The organism is Streptomyces sp. NPDC057702, from assembly GCF_042799315.1.
Lineage (GTDB): Bacteria > Actinomycetota > Actinomycetes > Streptomycetales > Streptomycetaceae > Streptomyces.
The window spans coordinates 128,766-146,180 of sequence record NZ_JBHVJC010000022.1; the positions used below are offsets into that span (position 1 = coordinate 128,766).

The following is a 17,415-nucleotide window of genomic DNA, read 5'->3' on the forward strand; positions in this document are numbered from 1 at the left end:
GGGCCCGCCCCCGGCACCGGCCACGGCCGAGCGCCCCGGCACCCCCGGCACGTCGAGCGCAACCCCACGACGGCGACGAAAGGCACAGCACCATGAGCGTGTGGCAGCGACGCGAGCGCGACCCGAAGCCCCTCGCCGACACGGCGACGACCCTCCCCGAGATCCCCCAGCGGCCCTACCCCGACGGCTGGTTCGCGCTGGCCACCAGCGGCGAGGTGCGGCCGGGCAAGGTCCTCACCCGGCGACTGATGGGCCAGGACGTGGTCCTCTACCGCACCACGAGCGGACGGCTGAGCGCGGTGCGCCCGTTCTGCCCGCACCTGGGGGCACACCTGGGGCACGGCGGGACGGTGCGCGGGGACAACCTCGTCTGCCCCTTCCACCACTTCCAGTTCGACCCGGAGGGGGTGTGCGTCAGAACGGGGTACGACACCCCACCGCCCAAGGCCCGGCTGTCCACCCTGGAGTTCCGGGAGATCGACGACCTGGTCTTCGTCTGGCACCACGCGGAGGGCAAGGCCCCGCAGTGGGAGGTCGAGAGCATCATGGGCGCGGGCTTTCGCACCCCGCGCGTCTCCCGGTTCCCGCTGGTGGCCCACCCCCAGGACGTCGCGGAGAACTTCGTCGACTTCGGACACTTCGGCACCCTGCACAAGGTCGACATGTCGGCCACCGAACACCAGGAGTTCGATGGACACCGCCTGCGCTTCCAGTACCGGGTCCGCCCCGCCGGCGGACGCAAGGGCCGGACGCGCTACGCGACGCTGCCGGCGATCCGCGTGACGCTGGAGGGCGTCGGCAACGTGCGGGTGGAGGCGGACGCCATGAAGTTCGGCTTCGAGCTGCGCGCCCGGATGTCCGTGACGCCCCTCGATCCCACCCACAGTGACCTGCGGGTCTCGGTGGCGCTGCGGCCCACGGGCACCGGCCGCAGGCCGGTGGCCGGGGTCGTGGCCGCACTGGCTCCCCGGGTGTTCGCCCCCGCCGCCGCGCGGGACGTGCGCCGCGACGGTGCCATCTGGGCCCACAGCACCCACCTGGCCCGCCCCCGGCTCGCGCAGGGCGACGGGCCCATCGTGCCGTTCCGACGCTGGGCCCAGCAGTTCTACAGCGCCCCCGGGGACGTCGCGGACTGAGCGGGCGGCGGGCCGGTGGCGGGGCCGCGAAAGGCGCTGTGTCGACATCGGCCCGCCGGCGCACAATGGACCCATGATCATCAGACTGGCGCGCCACGAGGAACTCGGGGCGCTACGGGACATCGAACGGGCGGCGGGGGAGTGCTTCCGCGCCGTCGGCATGCCGGAGATCGCCGACGACGAACCGCCCTCGCTCGACGAGCTCACCGGCTACCAGCGGGCGGACCACTGCTGGGTCGCCGTCGACGCGGACGACCGGCCCGTGGCCTACGCGCTGGCCGAGCCAGTGGACGGGCGGCTGCACATCGAGCAGGTGTCGGTGCACCCGGACGCCGCCCGGCGCGGCGTGGGGCGCGGCCTCATCGCCCACCTGGCGGGACGGGCGGTGGCCGAGGGGCTGGCCGGGACGACGCTGACGACCTTCGCCGAGGTCCCGTGGAACGCGCCGTACTACGCCCGCCGGTGCGGCTTCCGGGTGCTGCCCGACGCGGAGGTCACGCCGGGCCTGCGGGAGATCCGACGCCGGGAGGCCGAGCTGGGGCTGGACCGCTGGCCCCGCGTGTGCATGCTGCGCGAGCGCTGACCGACCGCCGCCGACCGCCGGCGCTCGCCGCCGACCAGGCCCGTTCGCGCGCCGCCCGGCGGGGGCGGGCCGGGGGCGGCCGGGGCGCTGGCGGGCGACGCGGTCGGTTTATGTCCCTTCCGTGGAACTGATCGTATGCTCGATCGTTGCTATCCTCGGGGGGCTAAGCGTGGCTGTGGTGCGGACGTTCCACGGCGGTGAAGCCCTCACGGGGAGCGTGTAGGCCAGTGGACAAAGACGGTATGACAGTCGGCGTGACGGGCCGGGGGCCCGACCCGCGCGCGGAACGGAGCCGGGCGGCGGCGCTCGCCGCTGCCCAGGAACTGCTGATCGAAGAGGGCTGGGCGGCGGTCACCCACGTCGCCGTCGCGGCCCGTAGCGGCGTGGGCCGCACCACCCTCTACCGGCACTGGCCGGACTCGGCGATGCTCATCCGCCAGCTGCTCGCCCAGCTGTTCCAGATCGACCACTCCTCCCGCACGGGCGACCTGCGCGAGGACCTGATCTGCGAGCTGCGGGCCTTCCAGCTCCTCCTGGAGAACCCCACCGGCGACCGCGCGCTGCGCGTGATCATCGACCAGGCGTCGATCGACGTGGAGTACGCCGAGGTCCTCGAACAGTGCCGGCAGAAGGGCGCCGAGGTCCTGACGGCGATCATCGAGCACGGCCGGGAGCAGGGTGACCTGCCGGCGCGACTGGGCACCGACGAGGCCATCGGGCTGCTGCTCGGGCCGATGTTCTTCCGCCGGCTGGTGGCCAACAGCGGTTTCGAGCGCGAATACGTGGTCGAGCTGGTCGACGGTTTCCTGCGCGCGTACGCGGTGGAGGTCCCGCCCGAGTCGTACCGCGAGCTGACCCCCGAGCGGCGGGCCGTGCCCGTGGCGGGCGCGGCGTACTGACCCTCGGCCCGGCCCCGGGAGCCGCCGGGTCGGGCATCGGCCCGGTCGCGTGCGGGGGCGTGGCGCGCCAGCGGTGCCGGTCGCGTGCCGGACCGGTTCGCACGGTCGGCGGGACACGTGAAACGTCGCATTGTTGCCCTGTGCACCGACCCGGTCGCGCTCAGCGTTCAATTCGCGCCGGGACACGGTTTGACCAGGCCCAAAAAGCGTTTGCGGGGGTGGGCGAGGTAGGCGCCCGCCAGGTGTCTGGTGCAAACTGCTCCACATTAGTCAGTTCAGTGTGGAGCGTGATGCATGGCCAAGACGGACGACGCGGCGGTCGGTGTGACGCACCGGGGCCCCGATCCGCGTGCGGAGCGCAGTCGTGCCGCGGCGCTCGCCGCCGCCCAGGAACTGCTGATCGAGGACGGCTGGGCCGCGGTGACCCATGTCGCCGTCGCCGCGCGCAGCGGAGTCGGCCGGACGACGCTTTACCGGCATTGGCCGGAGTCGGCGATGTTGATCCGCGACGTACTCGCCCGTTCCTTCGAGGTCGAACATTGCGCGCCGACCGGCGACTTAAGAGCGGACTTGATCTCGGAATTGCAGGCGTTTCGCAGCATGCTGCTCGATTCCGTGGCCGAGCGTGCGCTGCGAGTGATGATCGAGCGGGCCGCCGCCGACCGGGCGAGCGCCATCATCCTGGAAGATTGCCACCGCAAAGGTACGGAACTTCTACGGGAAATTGTCGAGGCGGCGAAGGTTCGGGGCGAGCTGGTGCCCGACCTGGCGGCGGACGCCGCGATCGACCGGCTGGCCGGCCCGATGCTCTTCACGAGGCTGTTTTTCAACGGAACGTTCGATGACGGCTATGTAACCGATCTCGCTGACCGCTTCCTCGATACCTACGGGCTTCCGCAGGTCCAGGCCGCGGACTGACCCTGCGTGCCCGGCTGCTGGCGCGACGCACAAGCAAAGCCCGCTATGCTCGACGGCCAGATGTTTCAGTGAGACTCCAGCGGCGCTCTATTCGTGCCGCTGACCCTGGTGAAGTCTGCTCTATGAAACATCTTGTACCGCGCACGGGGGAGAGCGAACGGAGGCGCTCATCGGGGGGTCTGGCGAGCCCGGTGTCACAGGACTGATGAGTGTGCTCGTGTTGCTGCCCTTGGCCGGAGGCGACGTGGCCTGAAGTCATGGCGGGAGTGATTTCGTGAACCAGCTCATGGATAGTGGTGTCTGCGAGGCAATTCCCATATTGTCCGTAACGAACCGTGAGAAAATGCACCAACCCCGTTCCGCCCGTTTATTCGGAAGGGAAGGGGAAATCGCCGAACTCTGCGGAATGCTGCACGATCCCGGAATCCGGCTACTGACCATCACCGGACCTGCTGGCGTGGGCAAGAGCGCCCTGGCGGACGCCGTACTGGCCCGGTCCGTTCCGTACGCCACCGACGGCGTCATCCGGGCTGACCTCGCGTCAACAGGCAGCCGCACCATCGCTTGGCGGCAGGTGGCGGCGGCACTGGGCATCGGCGGCGACGCGGCGGCGCTGGCCCTCCCGGAGCTGGTCGGCTCCGCGATCGGCGACCGTGAACTCCTACTCGTCCTGGACAACTGCGACCTCGTGGCGCCGCTGCTGTCCACCGACATCGCGGCCCTGCTGCGCGCCTGCTCCTCGCTACGCGTGTTGCTGACCAGCCGCATCTCCCTTGAGGTGTACGCCGAGCACCTGTTCCCCGTGGCGCCCTTCCCCGTGGGCTCCGGGGGGCAGACGCCGTACAGCTCGGTGGCGGTGCAGCTGTTCATCGACCGTGTGCGGGCGCACTACCGCAGCGACGTGCTGCACGGCGGCGAACTGCACCACATCGCCGAGATCTGCGAACTCCTCGACGGCGTGCCGCTGGCCATCGAGGTGACCGCGCGGGCCGTGGGCACGCTCAGTCCACGGGCACTGCTCGAACAGCTCCGGCGCGGGGCCCACCCGTACAACAGCCGGCTGCTGGACGTGCCGACCCGTCACCAGTCGGTCCCCGGGGCGCTGTCCTGGGGCGACCAGGCGCTCTCCCCGGAGGAGCGCGCGCTGCTCCAGCGGCTCGCGGTGTGCGAGACGTCCATCGACCTGCCCACCGCGCAGCGGCTCGGCAACCTGTCGCTCATGCAGGCGGCGCGCAGGCTGGACTCGCTGGTGCACAAGAGCCTGCTGGTGAGCGCCAAGCGGGAAGGGGGCGAGCCGGAGTTCCGGATGCTGACCGCGACCCGCAACTACTACCGCAACCGGCTCGCGCAGGACCCCGAGGAGCAGGCCGAGGCCCGTAACCGGCACGCCGACCACTACGCGAAGTTCGCCGTGGCCGCCGAACGCGGGCTGCGGATCGCGGAGGAACGGGCGCACTGGCTCGCGCTCGCGCACTCCCGGCTGGCCGACATCCGCACCGCCATCCGGCGGCAGCAGGCCAAGGGGGAGCACGCCACGGCGGTCCGTACCCTCCTCGCCCTCGAAGAGGCGTGGACCGTGCACAACATGCTCCGCGAGTCCGCGGGGATACTCTCCCGCTCCGTCACCGCCCTGGAGGCGGCCGACGTACGCGACGCGCGGGACGCGGCCCTGCTGGCCGACGCGCTGGAGACGGCGGGACGGTGGGCGCTGGCCGGCGAGGAGCTCCAGGCCGCCCGAGCACTGCTGACCCGGGCCGCCGAGCTCTACCGTGGCACGGGGGACCCCGGCGGGCGGGCCCGGGTGGCCACGCTCCAGGGCGAGTTGCTGCGCCGCGCGGGCGACGCGGCCGGGGCCGAGCGGCAGGCCGAGTTCGCCGTGGCCGAGCTCGACGCGATCGGTGACGTCAGGAACGCGGCCCTCGCACGGCGGCTGCTGTCCCTGGTCCGGGCCGAGGGCGGCAAGCCGGAGGCCGACCAGCCCCTGGTGCGGGCCCTGGAGGAACTGCGGGCCCTGGAGGAGCCGTACGCGCGCGCCGTCGCGCTGGTCCACCTGGCCCGGGTGCGACTGGCCAGCGGCCGGTCTCCGGAGGCGTACACCACGGTCCGCGAGGCCATGGAGATCCTCACCCGGTACATCGGCGGCCCGGCCGATGTGGTGCTCGCGCTGGAGACAGCGGCTCGCTCGGCGCCGAGCGGAGGCGGCACGGAGCGAGCGCACGTCCTACGGTTGCTGACCATGGTCACGGCGCTGCGGGAGCAGTACGCGCTGCCGGCGAGCGTGGACGAGGTCGCGCTACGCGCCCTGGCCGACCAGGTACGGGAGGCCACGGGGGAGACGGCCGACGGCGAGGCGGGCCGGGCCGCGAACGCGACGGAGGCGGCCACGCTGTACTCGGCGCTCAACACCGCGCTGGCGGCTCCGGTACCCAAGCCGGTCGCGGTGCCGGGGGCCGACGCCAGGCTGGCCGGGCTCACCCCGCGCCAGCACCAGATCGCGGAGCTGGTCGCCGAGGGTATGACCAACCGTCAGATCGCCCGCTCGCTCGAACTGTCCGAGTGGACGGTCGTCAACCACCTGCGGCAGGTGATGAACAAGCTCGAATGCCCCTCCCGAGTCCACGTCACCCGCATCGTGCAGCAGACGGCCGCGGGATAGGCACCACCAGCCCCCGTGTCGGGCCCGCCGCACCTCGCGGTGCCGGGCCCGACACCGGCGGCTGACCGGCGACCGCCCCGCGTACCGGCGGACGCCCGCACACCGGCCGGCCCGGCGACGACCGCGGGCCGGCCGTTCGCCGTGCCGGCACAGCGCCGGCGGTACGTCCACGGCGGCGGGCCCACGGCGCCGGTGTGCGGCTCGGTGTCGGGGCGCCGGCCGCCCCCGGCCGGGGCCCGTGGCGCACGGCCCGCGCACGGGGCTGGCGAGGGGCCTCACGGAGCCCTCGCGTCCCGACGGCCCCTCCCGGTGACGGCCCCCCGCCTCCCGGCGGCGGGTTCCATGCCCCCGGCGGCGTCCCCGCGCTTCGACCGGCCTTCCGCGCTTCGGCCGGCCTCCCCGGCCCCGGTGGTGGGCCGGACGGGTAGGGACCGGCTCACCCCGGGGCGCGGGTCACTTGACGCGGTAGGCCGCCGCCCGCGCCATCGCGTGCAGCTCGGTGGCCCACTCGTCCGGGAGCGCGGCGCTGACGGCGTCGTTGGCGACCTTCAGCCGCTCCTCGATGACCGACTCGACGCGGTCCTTGATGCCCGTCCTCAGCAGCAGGGCGTGCAGCTCGTCGGGGTCGGTGTTCGGCAGGTCGTCGCCGACCAGGGCTCGCACCTCGGGCTCGTCCTGGAGGGCGAAGGACATCAGGAGCGTCATCTTGTGCTGCTTGAAGTCCAGTCGGGCGGGCTTGCCCGTGATGTCCGTCTCGCCGAAGGCGTCCAGCAGGTCGTCCCGGAGCTGGAACGCCTCGCCGAGCGCGAGCCCGTACTCCTCGAAGGGGGCCAGCAGCTCGGGCGAGCCACCGGCGAGCATCGCGCCGACCGACAGCGGCCGGTAGACGGTGTAGCGGCCGGACTTGAACAGGGCTATCCAGCGGGCCAGCGGGATGTCCGGCTGGAACCTGGCGGCGGCCCGCACGTCCAGGAACTGGCCGACCATCAGCTCCGTCGAGAGCTCCCCCCACACCGAGCGGGCGGCCGGCGGGCAGTTGGCCAGAAGCCGCTCGGCGTAGACGATGGCCAGGTTGCCGGCGAGCATGGCCACGCTCTGTCCGTAGTGCCGGGCGTCACCGTGCCAGTCGCGCTCGCGGTGCAGCGTGGTGTGCCGCACGTGCGCGGTCGGCCCGCCCCGCCGCAGCTCCGACTCGTCCAGCACGTCGTCGTGCAGCAGCGCCGAGGTGTGCATCAGCTCCAGCGCGGCGGCGGCGTCCACGGCCACCTCGGACTCGGGGTCGCCGCCGGCCGCCAGGTAGGCCGCGACGCAGAACGCGGGCCGCAGCCGCTTGCCGCCGCTGGCGACCATGGTCTCGACGCAGTCCACCAGCTCCAGCGCGTCCGGGTTCTGCCCGGTCCAGTACGCGCGCTCCCGCGCGAGCAGCGCCGCCAGCCGCTCCTCGACCCGGGCGAGCATGCGGTCCCGCACCTCACGGGGTGTCTCCCGACCGGGGTCGGTGGCGGTGGTCTGGGCCACGGTGGTCGTCGCCTCTATGGATGTCACAACAAGCTCCCCGGCGTGGAGAAGACAGAGTCCTCGGTGGTGGTCGTGCGGTTCGGCGCCGTGGCCGATGGTGTCGCGCTGTCGCGGTCCGGCTCACCCGGGCGGCGGTGCGGCGAGTCCACGGTGATCTCGGGCGATCTAGGCGGTCTGGCGGCTGGACAAGGATCTCAGGCGGCTGCCCGGTGGCGGTGTCTGCTCCACGGCGGGCGCGTACGAGGGCGGCGCGCCCGGGGCGCGTCCGCGAGGCGGGGCGAGCGTCGCCGGGCCTCCGGGGCCGGCGACGACACCGGCCCTGGTCGGCCCGTACGTCCGGCGTGCGGGCCGACCCGTGGCGGCGGCGTCCGGGGCCGACCCGGCGGGCGGGATGCCGGGGGCGTGCGGGCGATCCGTGTGAGCCTGGGCGTGCTGCGAGTGCCCGGCGTGTGCGCTGGTGTGACCGTGGGCGACGGCGGCGGTGGTGCGGCCGGGCCGGGCGGGACGCGGTGGCGCGGCGTCAGACGGTGGCCCGCCCGCGCCCCGGGGCCCGCTCGTCGTGACGCGCACCCGCGCCGACGACGGGACGGCCCGCGCCCTCACCTGCTCCTCCCAGCCGGTCATGGGTCAATCCTGCGGTTCCTGGCCGCCCGGGGCCATGACAACGTCCTGCCAGCGATCCGGGCCCGGCGCGCTCGGCCCGGACGTCGGCGCGACCCCGGCTCCGTCGCTCCGCCGCCGCGCCGCGCTCCCGCCGGCGTCGTGGTCCAACGCGCCGAGCACCGCGCGCGCGATGGCGTCCGAGTCGCCGAGGATGACCGAGTCCACGCCGGGCCTGATGCCGGCCGCCGTCACCCAGTGCACGGCCTCGGTCGGCACGCCGAAGGCGAACCGGCGCGGATGGGCGACGCCGTGGGCGTCCAGGAGCCGGTAGGGCCGCTCGGTGACGGCGAGCCCGCCGCTCTCGTGACTCCCGCCGTCCGTGGCGGGCATGCGGTACGGGGCGCACTGGCCGGTGGCCAGCAGGTGGCGCAGCAGCGGGTCGGCCGTGCGGCGCAGATCCGTCTCCGGCAGTCGGGCCTCGATCAGCACACGGGCGCTGACCTGCGAGCCGGGCACGGCCGAGGACCGGGCGACGTAGGCGCCGGCCCGTGGGTCGGGCGCGATCTCCAGGGCCGGCCCGGCGACGCGTACCGTGCCCGCCTCGATCAGGGCCACCAGTTCCTCGACGCGGCGGGCGGGCGGGCCGATGGACAGGTAGGCGTTGAGCGGGGTGTACCAGCGGTCCAGGTCGTCGCGGTAGGAGTCGCCGCTGAGCCCGCCGTGGTCGACCGCCAGCCGCAGTTCGTTGCGCAGGTCGCGCAGGACGTCCAGGGCGGCCTTGAGCGGACCGCTGACGTTGCCCTCGCGGGCCGCCCGCAGGTCCTGGCGCAGGTGGTCGAGCAGCCAGGCGTGGAACTCCTCGGTGTCCGCGAACTCCCGCTGCCCGTAGGGCCGCTCGATGGCCGCCCAGTCCCAACGGTCGGCCACCTCGATACCGAAGGCGGCGAGCACCTCCGCGTCCGCCTCGCCCGCCCCGGCCGGGTCGTCGCCCGCGCCGTCGGGACCGCTCGCCGGTACGCCGTCGCGCCAGCCGTCGGCCGCGTGCGCCAGATAGCGTTCCCGGAAGGCCGGGACCCGGTCCGCCTGGCCGCGCGCGGTCAGCAGCGCGCCGTAGTAGACGGTCTCGACCTCGCGCGCCACCAGCGGCCACAGCGTCGTGCGAAAGGAGAGCCCGGGGGTGTCCGCGGCCTGCGCGCGCAGCTTGGCGACCAGCTCCGGGGTCAGCAGGAACGGCTCGTGGCGACCCTCGACACCCTTCTCGTTCTCGCCCCGGGAGTGGTACGGCATCCCGCGCCGCGAGCCGGCGTACAACCGTGGCTCCCGCCCCGAGGGCAGGTACGTCAGGCGCCCCGCGCGACGCTCGTACCGACCGCCGCGACCCTCGGTGAGCAGGGCCATGTGGTCGAAGAAGTTGAGCCCGAGCCCGCGCAGCAGCACGGGCTCGCCCGGCCGTACGCCCGACAGGTCCGCGTCGGCCGGGTTGCCCGGGGGGACGTACACCAGGTCGTGACGGGCGGCGAAGTCGGCCAGCCGGGACTGGGTCGGCGACGCCTCGACGGGGACGTGGCCCTGGGCGAGGACGACCGCGTGCAGGCGCTCCAGCCGCTGGCCGCCCTCCAACGTCACGGTCTGGGTGCCCGCCCCGCTCCCCGTCCCGTCGTCGGTGTCGTCGAGCGCGACGGCCCGCGCGGCGTGGACGCGTACCCGGACCCGGGCCGGCGCGTTGGCCACCACGCGCCCGAACGCCCAGGAGAGGTAGTCGCCGTACAGCGCGCGGGTCGGATAGGCGTCCGGGCCCAGCGCCGCGGCCTCGGCGCGGACGGCGGCGTCGTACGCCGGGTCGCCGGCGACGGCGCGGGCCCATGTGTGGAGACTGGGGCCGGGGGCCAGTGGGCCCGCCATGGCCACGCTCTCGTCGGTGAAGACGGTGACCTGACAGGCCACGGTGTTCATCAACAGGTGTCGGGACTGGTCGGTTCGCCACACCTGTCCCGGGCCCGGTGCGTACGGATCGACCACGTGCACGGTGACCGTCTCGTACGTCGGGAATTGCCGCGCGTTGGCGCAGAGGCGCTCCACGACGGAAAGGCCGCGCGGGCCAGCCCCGATGACGCAGACATCAAGGCGTGTGCCGGCCATGCCGCTCCCCATTCCCGTACGACGCACGCCGAGCGAATCGGCCCGTCCCGAGCGAACTGGCCTCCGAGTGTTGGGGAAAGTGGTCGAACACGGTAGCGGCTAGTTCTTGCTATCTGACATGGTGGAGCTTGCCATGTGGCTTGCTATGGCTATTCGTGCAGGTCGGAGCCTACTTTGTGACAACTTCTAGCCTTCATAACCCCGGGCGACCAGCGCCTGCACGCACGCTGCGCGGCCTCCCGCGCGGCCCGTCGTGAAGGTCATCCCGTTCCCAGGTGGGGAGAGCTGGAATGTCGTACCGGAAACACCCGCTGAACATCGCTGAGCTGTTTGAATGGCACGCGCAGGCCAAGCAACAGACCGTTGCCTATCTGGACCGTCCCTTTGACATAGCCCCCGATCAGGGCACGCGATATGACGCCGGGCAACTCGCGCACACGGTACGGGACTTCTCCGCCCGCCTTTACGCGGCGGGGGCCCGTGCGGGCGACCGGGTCGCCATTGTCAAGGACAACCATCTGGACATGACGCTGGCCGCCGCGGCGGCCGCGCGCTTCGGGGCGATACCCGCGACGATCGCCGGGGCCAACACCCCCGAGAACCACCGCGCGATGATCGCCAAGCTGCAGCCCTCGGTCCTGGTGGTCTCGCCCACCGCGCTGGCCGCCGCCGCGCGTGCGGGCATCGAGCTCAGCGGCCCCGACACCAAGGTCATCGTCCTCGGCGAGCTGGGCGACGACGCCCCCAAGGGCGCCCTGACGCTGAGTGACCTGGACGGCGCCGACGCCCCGCCGGTCCGGCTGCGCGCCCCGCACGAGTCGATGCTGATCATGCACAGCTCCGGCACCACCGGCGTACCCAAGCTCGTCGTCCACTCCGGCAACTCGCTGCTCGGCGGCGTCGCCCGGATGGAGCGCATCCGCTTCCCCGTGCTGGCCAGCAAGCACCGCGACGTGGCCGCCACGTCGGTCTCCTTCGCCCACGGTCGGATCGTCTCGTGGGTGATGGGCCAGTTCGTGCTCGCCCCGAAGAAGATCGTGATCATCTCCCAGCACGACCCCGAGGTCGCCGAGCGGATGATCGAGGAGCACCGGCCCACCTCCCTGGAGGCGTGCCCGAACATCTTCCAGCGCTGGGAGGAACTGGCCCACCAGCGCCCGGAGATCTTCCGTCAGGTGCGGCTGTTCGTCGGCACCTTCGACGCCATCCACCCGCGCACGGTGCGCACCTTCCTGGACGTCTCCAAGCGGCGCGTGCCGGTGTGGCTCCAGGGCTGGGGCCAGAGCGAGGTCGGCCCGGTGTGCTTCACGCTCTTCACCCGGGGCCGGATGCGCAAGATCTCCGACGACGCGTCGGTCACCAGCGACATCGGCTGGCCCTCGCCCGGCTTCAACAAGGTCAAGGTCGTCGACGTCGAGACCGGCCGCAAGGTCGCCAAGGGCGAGCCGGGGCTGATGATGGTCGCCACCAAGGCCCAGTGCCTGGACTACGTCGGCGAGAGCGACCGGCACGCGGAGAAGATCGACGGCGAGTGGTGGAACACCGGCGACATCGGTGAGATGGACGCGCTCGGCCGGCTCAAGCTGGTCGACCGCGAGGTGGACATCATCCCCGGCACCAGCGGCATCGAGCTGGAGAGCATCCTGCTCGACCGCCTTCCCCGCGCCTCCGACGTGACCGTGCTCGGCGTGCCGGGCGAACTCCCGGTCCCCGTGCTGTCCATGGCGGACGACACGCTGGACCCGCGGGAGTGGGAGGCCGCGTCCGCCGGACTGCCGCCGATGGCCGAGCCGAAGCTGGTGCCCTGGCACGAGGTGCCCCGGACGGCCACCTGGAAGGTGCGCCGGCTGGACCTGCGGGAACAGGTCCTGGGCAGCAAGCAGGCCATCGGCTCCGGCCGCTGGACCTGAGCCAGCCGCCGCCCGGCGCGCGCCCCGGCCCTCGGCCGGGCGCGGGCGCCGGGTCGGCCACGCCCGGCTGACCACGGCCGACCGGCCACGCCGGGGCGGCCACGGCGAGTGGTCCACGGGAGCGCGGCGCGTCCGCGCGGCGCGCCCCGGCCGGGCGAGCGATACCGAACCATCCGAGGCAATCAGCCCGCGTGCGACGGGCGGCACTCCCGCCGCCGTCGCACGCCACCCGGGCGCGGGCGCGGCGGCCCGGCACCGGGGAAGCACCACGTGTGAGGAGCAGGAGTGACTGACATCGACATAGCGGTGATCGGCGCCGGCATCGCCGGCCTGACGACCGCGTACCGGCTGACGCAAGAGGGCCACCGGGTGGAGGTGTTCGAGTCCGAGGACGCGCCCGGTGGACGGATGCGCTCCAGCCGTGTCGACGGCTACACCACCGACCGTGGCGCCGAGACGATCTCCCCGTACGGCTACCCGGCCACCTGGGAGTTCATCAAGGAGCTCGGCCTGGACCGGGGCAACCAGATCCACCAGATCGAGCACCCCGTCGGCCTGTGGGACCAGGGCCGCAACCACCCGTGGGTGGGGCACCCCAAGGGCATGGTGCTCGGCGCCGGACTGTCCGTCACCGGCCGTCTCCAGTCCTTCCGCTCGATGCTGGGCGGCATGCGACGCTCCGGCCAGGTCGACCCGGAGTGGCCGGAGAACTCGAAGTACGGGAACATGACGCTCGCCGAGTTCGGCGCCCAGTACGGCCAGGAGATGGTCGAGCGGAGCCTGACCCCGATCGCGCACACCGCCTTCGGCTGGCAGCCCGAGGTCAGTGCGGTGGCGCCGCTGTTGGCCATCATGCAGGGCACCAAGGGCATATTCCGCTGGCAGACCTACCGGGACGGCCAGGACACCATGGCCCGCACCCTGGCCAGCCGGGTCAAGGTCCACCTGTCGCGCTCGGTGGAGCGGGTGGTGCGCGAGGGCGAGAACGTACGCGTCCACTTCGCCGACGGCACCGACCTGAGCGCGCGCGCCGCGGTCCTCACCCAGCCCTCGCCGGAGATCCCCGCGATCCACCCCGGACTGCCCGACGACGAGCGGCCGTTCATCGAGGCGTCCACCTTCACCACCATGATGCGCGTCGCGATCCGCCTGGACCGCCCGCTGGAGCCGCGCCGCGACCCGAACAACCCCCGCTCGTACGCGGTCGTCCTCGGCCCCGACGAGGACTCCCTCTTCTCCGGCTGCACCATCGAGCACAACAAGTGCCCCGACCGGGTGCCGGAGGGCCGTGGCCTGGTCACGCTGCTGATCTCGCCGCGCCGGGTGCACGAGGTGTACGACCTGCCGGACGAGGAGGTGCTGGAGCGGGCGCTGGACGAGAGCACCCACTTCATCGACGGGCTGCGCTCGGCGTACGTCGGTCACCACGTCGTCCGCTGGCCCAACGGCCTGCCCGCCGCGCCGCCGGCCGCCCTGCGGCTGCGGGGTCGCTTCGTCCGCCGCTCGCCGCGCCCCATCGAGTACGCCGGCGACTGGCTCTACCTGCGCCCGAGCAGCGAGGCGGCCATCGCGTCCTCGAAGCTGGCGGTGGACCGGGTGCACGCCTGGCTCTCAGGCCGCCGCTGACAGACGGGCGACCTGCCCGCCCACCCCGGTGTAGACCTGGGGGGGCGGCCCGGCCCCGCCACGGGCGGGGCCGGGCCACGCCCACCAGGTCCTTCGAGCCGACGGGCGGGGCCCGCGCGTCACCGCGCCGCTGGCGGCACCGCGCCGCTGGCGTCAGCGCCCGGCGGGCGGCCAACGGGCCGATGGCGGCCCCGGCCCGATCCGGCTCAGCGGAAGGCGTCCGCGTGGTCGGTGGCCCACTCGCGGAAGGTGCGGGCCGGTCGCCCGAGCAGCCGCTCGACCGTGTCGGTGACCCGCTCGGGCGTGTCCACGAACGACTTCCACGCGCGCAGCCGGCCGGCCACGAACTCCGCGTCGCCCCAGGCCGCCGTGAACTCCTCCCGCGCCACCTCCGCCGGCAACTCCTCCCAGCGCACCGCTCGGCCGATCACCTCGCCGATGATCCGGACCTGCTCGACCTGGGTGAGCGCCTCGGGCCCGGTGAGCAGGTGGGCCACCCCCTCGTGCCGCTCCCGCGCGGCGCCGCGCGCGGTCAGCGCCCGCACGGCGACGTCGGCGATGTCCCGCTCGTGGATGAGCGAGCGCGCCGCCTGCCCGTAGGGGTAGCGCACCGTGCCTTGGCGGATCTGGTCGGCCCAGCGCAGCGTGTTGGCGGCGAAGTCGATGGCCCGCAGAAACGTCCAGGTCACCCCGGACCGGCGGAGCTGGCGCTCGATCGCCTGGTGGTACGAGGTGGGTTCCTCGTTGTCCGCGAGGTCGGTCACGTCCGTCGAGAGGTAGACCACCTGCCGCGCGTGCTCGGTGACCACCTCCACCACACGGGGGTCCACCGGCAACCCCGGCCACATGAGGTACACCCGCTCCACCCCGCGCACCGCCGCCGCCAGCGAGTCCAGATCGGTCAGATCCCCCCGCGCCGCCTCCACCCCGGCCGGCAACGCCACCGCCGCCGGATCGCGTACCAGCGCGCGTACGTCCGCCTCCGCCCGTGCCAGCCCGGCGACGACGTGCCTGCCCACGGTGCCGGTCGCCCCGGTCACCAGAATCTTGGTCATGCCGGCACCGTAGAAGGTGAACCACGGTTCAACTCAAGGCCGGACCAGGCGGTTCGAGCGCGCGACGGCCGCTCCGGGCGGTGGCGTTGATCACATGACCGTTGCGGAAGTGATGTGCGGTCAATGACTAGGATCATGACAACTCTTCCGGCTACCGGCGCACCCGCCTCCCCGCTGCCCGTCGACACCCCGCCCGTCGACGGCCGGCCCGTCGAGACCCCGCCCGTCGACGGCCGGCCCGTCGAGACCCCGCCGGCCGTGGCCGGGCCCGACCCGACGACCGCCGAACTGACCCGGCTGCTCTTCGGCCCCGACCGCGACCGGGTGCACGGCCCCTGGCGGGCACTGGCCGCCGAGCCGGACATGCAACGGCGCACCGAGGCCGCGACAGCCGACCAACTCGCCGACTCCTACCGCAGGTTACGCAGGCTGGCCACGGCCGCCGACCCCGCCACGGTGGCCGCCGACCCGCATCTGCTGGCCGCGCTCCACGAGTGGATGGCCCCGGTGGACGGCGCGCTGACGGTGCTGGCCGGCATCCACTACAACCTCTTCCTCGGCAGCCTGTACGACCACGACCAGCGGCCCGACCGGCCGTTGGACGACTTCCTGCGGACGGACCGGATCGGCACCTTCCTCTGCACCGAGCTGGACCACGGCAACGACGCCGCCGCCCTGGAGACGGTCGCCACCTACGACCGGACCCGGCGCACCTTCACCCTCCACACGCCCCACCCCGGGGCGCGGAAGTTCATGCCCAACACCGGCCCCGCCGGCGGGCCCAAGTCCGGCCTGGTCGCGGCCCGACTGCTGGTCGACGACCGGGACCACGGCATCTTCCTCTTCCTGGTCCCGCTCACCGACACCGCCGGCCCGCTGCCCGGGGTCAGCGTCCATCCGCTGCCGCTGCGCCCCGGCAGTCCGGTGGACCACTGCCTGACCTCGTTCGACAACGTCGTCCTGCCCCGCGCCGCGCTGCTCACCGGCGAGCACGGGCGGCTGACCGACGACGCCACCGTCACCAGCGCCTTCGGTGGCAAGCGCAAACGCTTCCTGGCCGCCATCGGCCGCGTCAGCGTAGGCAAGCTCTGCATGGCGGCCAGCGCGATCGGCGGCGCCCGCACCGCGCTGGCCACCGCCGTCCGCTATGCCCACCACCGCCACGTCACCGGCGCCCGTCCCGACCGCCGCGTCCCGCTGTGGGCCCACCGCACCCACCACGGCCCGCTGCTCGAAGCCCTGGCCACGGTGTACGCCATGACCGCGCTGCACCGGGTCACCGTGGACCGCTGGGCCCGGCGTACCCCCGCCGACGCGGACGCCGTCGAACGCCAGGTGGCCATCAGCAAGGGCTGGACCACCTGGCGCGCCCGGGACGTGATCGTCGAGAGCCGTGAGCGCTGCGGCGCCCAGGGGCTGCTCCCGGTCAACGGGTTCGCGGCGCTGCTGGGCGACGTGGAGGGCACGATCACCGCCGAGGGCGACAACCTCGCGCTGTGGGCCAAGGCCGGTGCCGAACTCCTGCTGACGGCCGACCCCGGCACACCGGCCGCCACCACCGCCGCGGCCGACCGCGCCCCGACCGCCGCCGGCGCGGCGGGGGTCGGCGGCGGTGGGGCCGAGGGCCACGGAGGGGAGGTCGGGGTTGGCGCTGTGGGGGGTGCTGGCCGAACCGGTGGCGGCGACATGGACGATGCCGCGTTCCGGCAGGCCCTGCTGGCCTCGGTCGTACGGCTACGGCTGTCCCGCGCCCGCGTGCGCATGCGGACGTCCGCCGCCGGGGACCGCCTTCGGCGGTGGAACGCCGCCGCCCCCGACGCGCTGGCCGCCGTCACGGCCCGAGCCGAGCACGACGCGGCGGCGGCCCTGCTCGACTGGGTGGCCGCGACCGACGCGCCACAGGTCCGTGACCTCCTGCTCGACCTGCACCGGTTGTTCACCCTGCGACGGATCGAGCACGCCAGCGGTCTCCTCGTCGGCGCCGGCGAACTGACCGCCGCCCAGGCCGCCGACCTGGCCGTCCTGCCGGAGGAGGCGATCGACCGGCTGGCCGGCCACGGCCTCACCCTGGTCGCGGCCTTCGACCTCCCCGAGGAGTTCCTGGGCCAACGCCCCATCGCCACCCCCGCCTACGTACAGGCTCTCCTCGCACGGACGCGACCACGGCCGGCCCCGCGCCCGGTGACCGCCGCGTTCGCGAGCGCCGACGCGCCCCCCGGGGCCACCGACGCCCGCGCGGAGCCACACCTCCCGTAGCGAACCCCCCGCGCGACGAACCCCGCCAGCCCCTCCGTCACGGGCGACTCGCTCAGGGCGAGGCCCGGCCAACCCGGCCGGGCCACGCCGTGGGTGTGCGGCCGTGGCGGAGGTAC

The 17,415-nt window shown here is 73.6% G+C and carries 11 protein-coding genes; 8 read left to right on the top strand and 3 right to left on the bottom strand.

The annotated features are described in order from the left end of the window. Positions 1–92 precede the first annotated feature (92 nt). The 5 genes from ACFVFR_RS18695 (at position 93) to ACFVFR_RS18715 (ending at position 6,192) form a co-directional block, all read left to right on the top strand. Positions 93–1,136, top strand: a complete 1,044-nt coding sequence (locus ACFVFR_RS18695) for a Rieske 2Fe-2S domain-containing protein (protein ID WP_383702851.1) — start codon at positions 93–95, stop codon at positions 1,134–1,136. 73 nt (positions 1,137–1,209) lie between these two features. Beyond that, the gene (locus tag ACFVFR_RS18700; protein ID WP_383702853.1) at positions 1,210–1,719 is read left to right on the top strand and encodes a GNAT family N-acetyltransferase; all 510 of its coding nucleotides are present in this window, start codon (positions 1,210–1,212) and stop codon (positions 1,717–1,719) included. Between the two features lie 242 nt (positions 1,720–1,961). Beyond that, positions 1,962–2,618, top strand: coding sequence for a TetR-like C-terminal domain-containing protein (locus ACFVFR_RS18705; protein ID WP_383702855.1), 657 nt, complete (start codon positions 1,962–1,964; stop codon positions 2,616–2,618). Positions 2,619–2,912: 294 nt separating this feature from the next. Next, positions 2,913–3,536: a TetR-like C-terminal domain-containing protein gene (locus tag ACFVFR_RS18710; protein ID WP_383702857.1), complete on the top strand. Its 624-nt coding sequence runs from the start codon at positions 2,913–2,915 to the stop codon at positions 3,534–3,536. 406 nt (positions 3,537–3,942) lie between these two features. Next, entirely contained in the window at positions 3,943–6,192 is a 2,250-nt protein-coding gene (locus ACFVFR_RS18715) for a LuxR C-terminal-related transcriptional regulator (protein WP_383702859.1), read from the top strand. A 453-nt stretch (positions 6,193–6,645) separates the two neighbouring features. Here ACFVFR_RS18715 and ACFVFR_RS18720 read toward each other — a convergent pair whose 3' ends face one another. Beyond that, a complete protein-coding gene (locus ACFVFR_RS18720; RefSeq protein WP_383702861.1) occupies positions 6,646–7,737 on the bottom strand; it encodes a polyprenyl synthetase family protein in 1,092 nt (363 codons plus the stop codon). 600 nt (positions 7,738–8,337) lie between these two features. Then, entirely contained in the window at positions 8,338–10,452 is a 2,115-nt protein-coding gene (locus ACFVFR_RS18725; RefSeq protein WP_383702863.1) for an FAD/NAD(P)-binding protein, read from the bottom strand. Positions 10,453–10,742: 290 nt separating this feature from the next. On the opposite strand from ACFVFR_RS18725, the gene ACFVFR_RS18730 reads away from it, so the two are divergent. Next, positions 10,743–12,362, top strand: coding sequence for an AMP-binding protein (locus ACFVFR_RS18730; RefSeq protein WP_383702865.1), 1,620 nt, complete (start codon positions 10,743–10,745; stop codon positions 12,360–12,362). 285 nt (positions 12,363–12,647) lie between these two features. Further along, positions 12,648–13,988: a protoporphyrinogen/coproporphyrinogen oxidase gene (locus tag ACFVFR_RS18735; RefSeq protein ID WP_383702867.1), complete on the top strand. Its 1,341-nt coding sequence runs from the start codon at positions 12,648–12,650 to the stop codon at positions 13,986–13,988. A 206-nt stretch (positions 13,989–14,194) separates the two neighbouring features. Here ACFVFR_RS18735 and ACFVFR_RS18740 read toward each other — a convergent pair whose 3' ends face one another. Next, the gene (locus tag ACFVFR_RS18740) at positions 14,195–15,043 is read right to left on the bottom strand and encodes an NmrA family NAD(P)-binding protein (protein ID WP_383702869.1); all 849 of its coding nucleotides are present in this window, start codon (positions 15,041–15,043) and stop codon (positions 14,195–14,197) included. Positions 15,044–15,178: 135 nt separating this feature from the next. On the opposite strand from ACFVFR_RS18740, the gene ACFVFR_RS18745 reads away from it, so the two are divergent. Beyond that, the gene (locus ACFVFR_RS18745; RefSeq protein WP_383702871.1) at positions 15,179–17,299 is read left to right on the top strand and encodes an acyl-CoA dehydrogenase family protein; all 2,121 of its coding nucleotides are present in this window, start codon (positions 15,179–15,181) and stop codon (positions 17,297–17,299) included. The last annotated feature ends 116 nt before the right edge of the window (positions 17,300–17,415 follow it).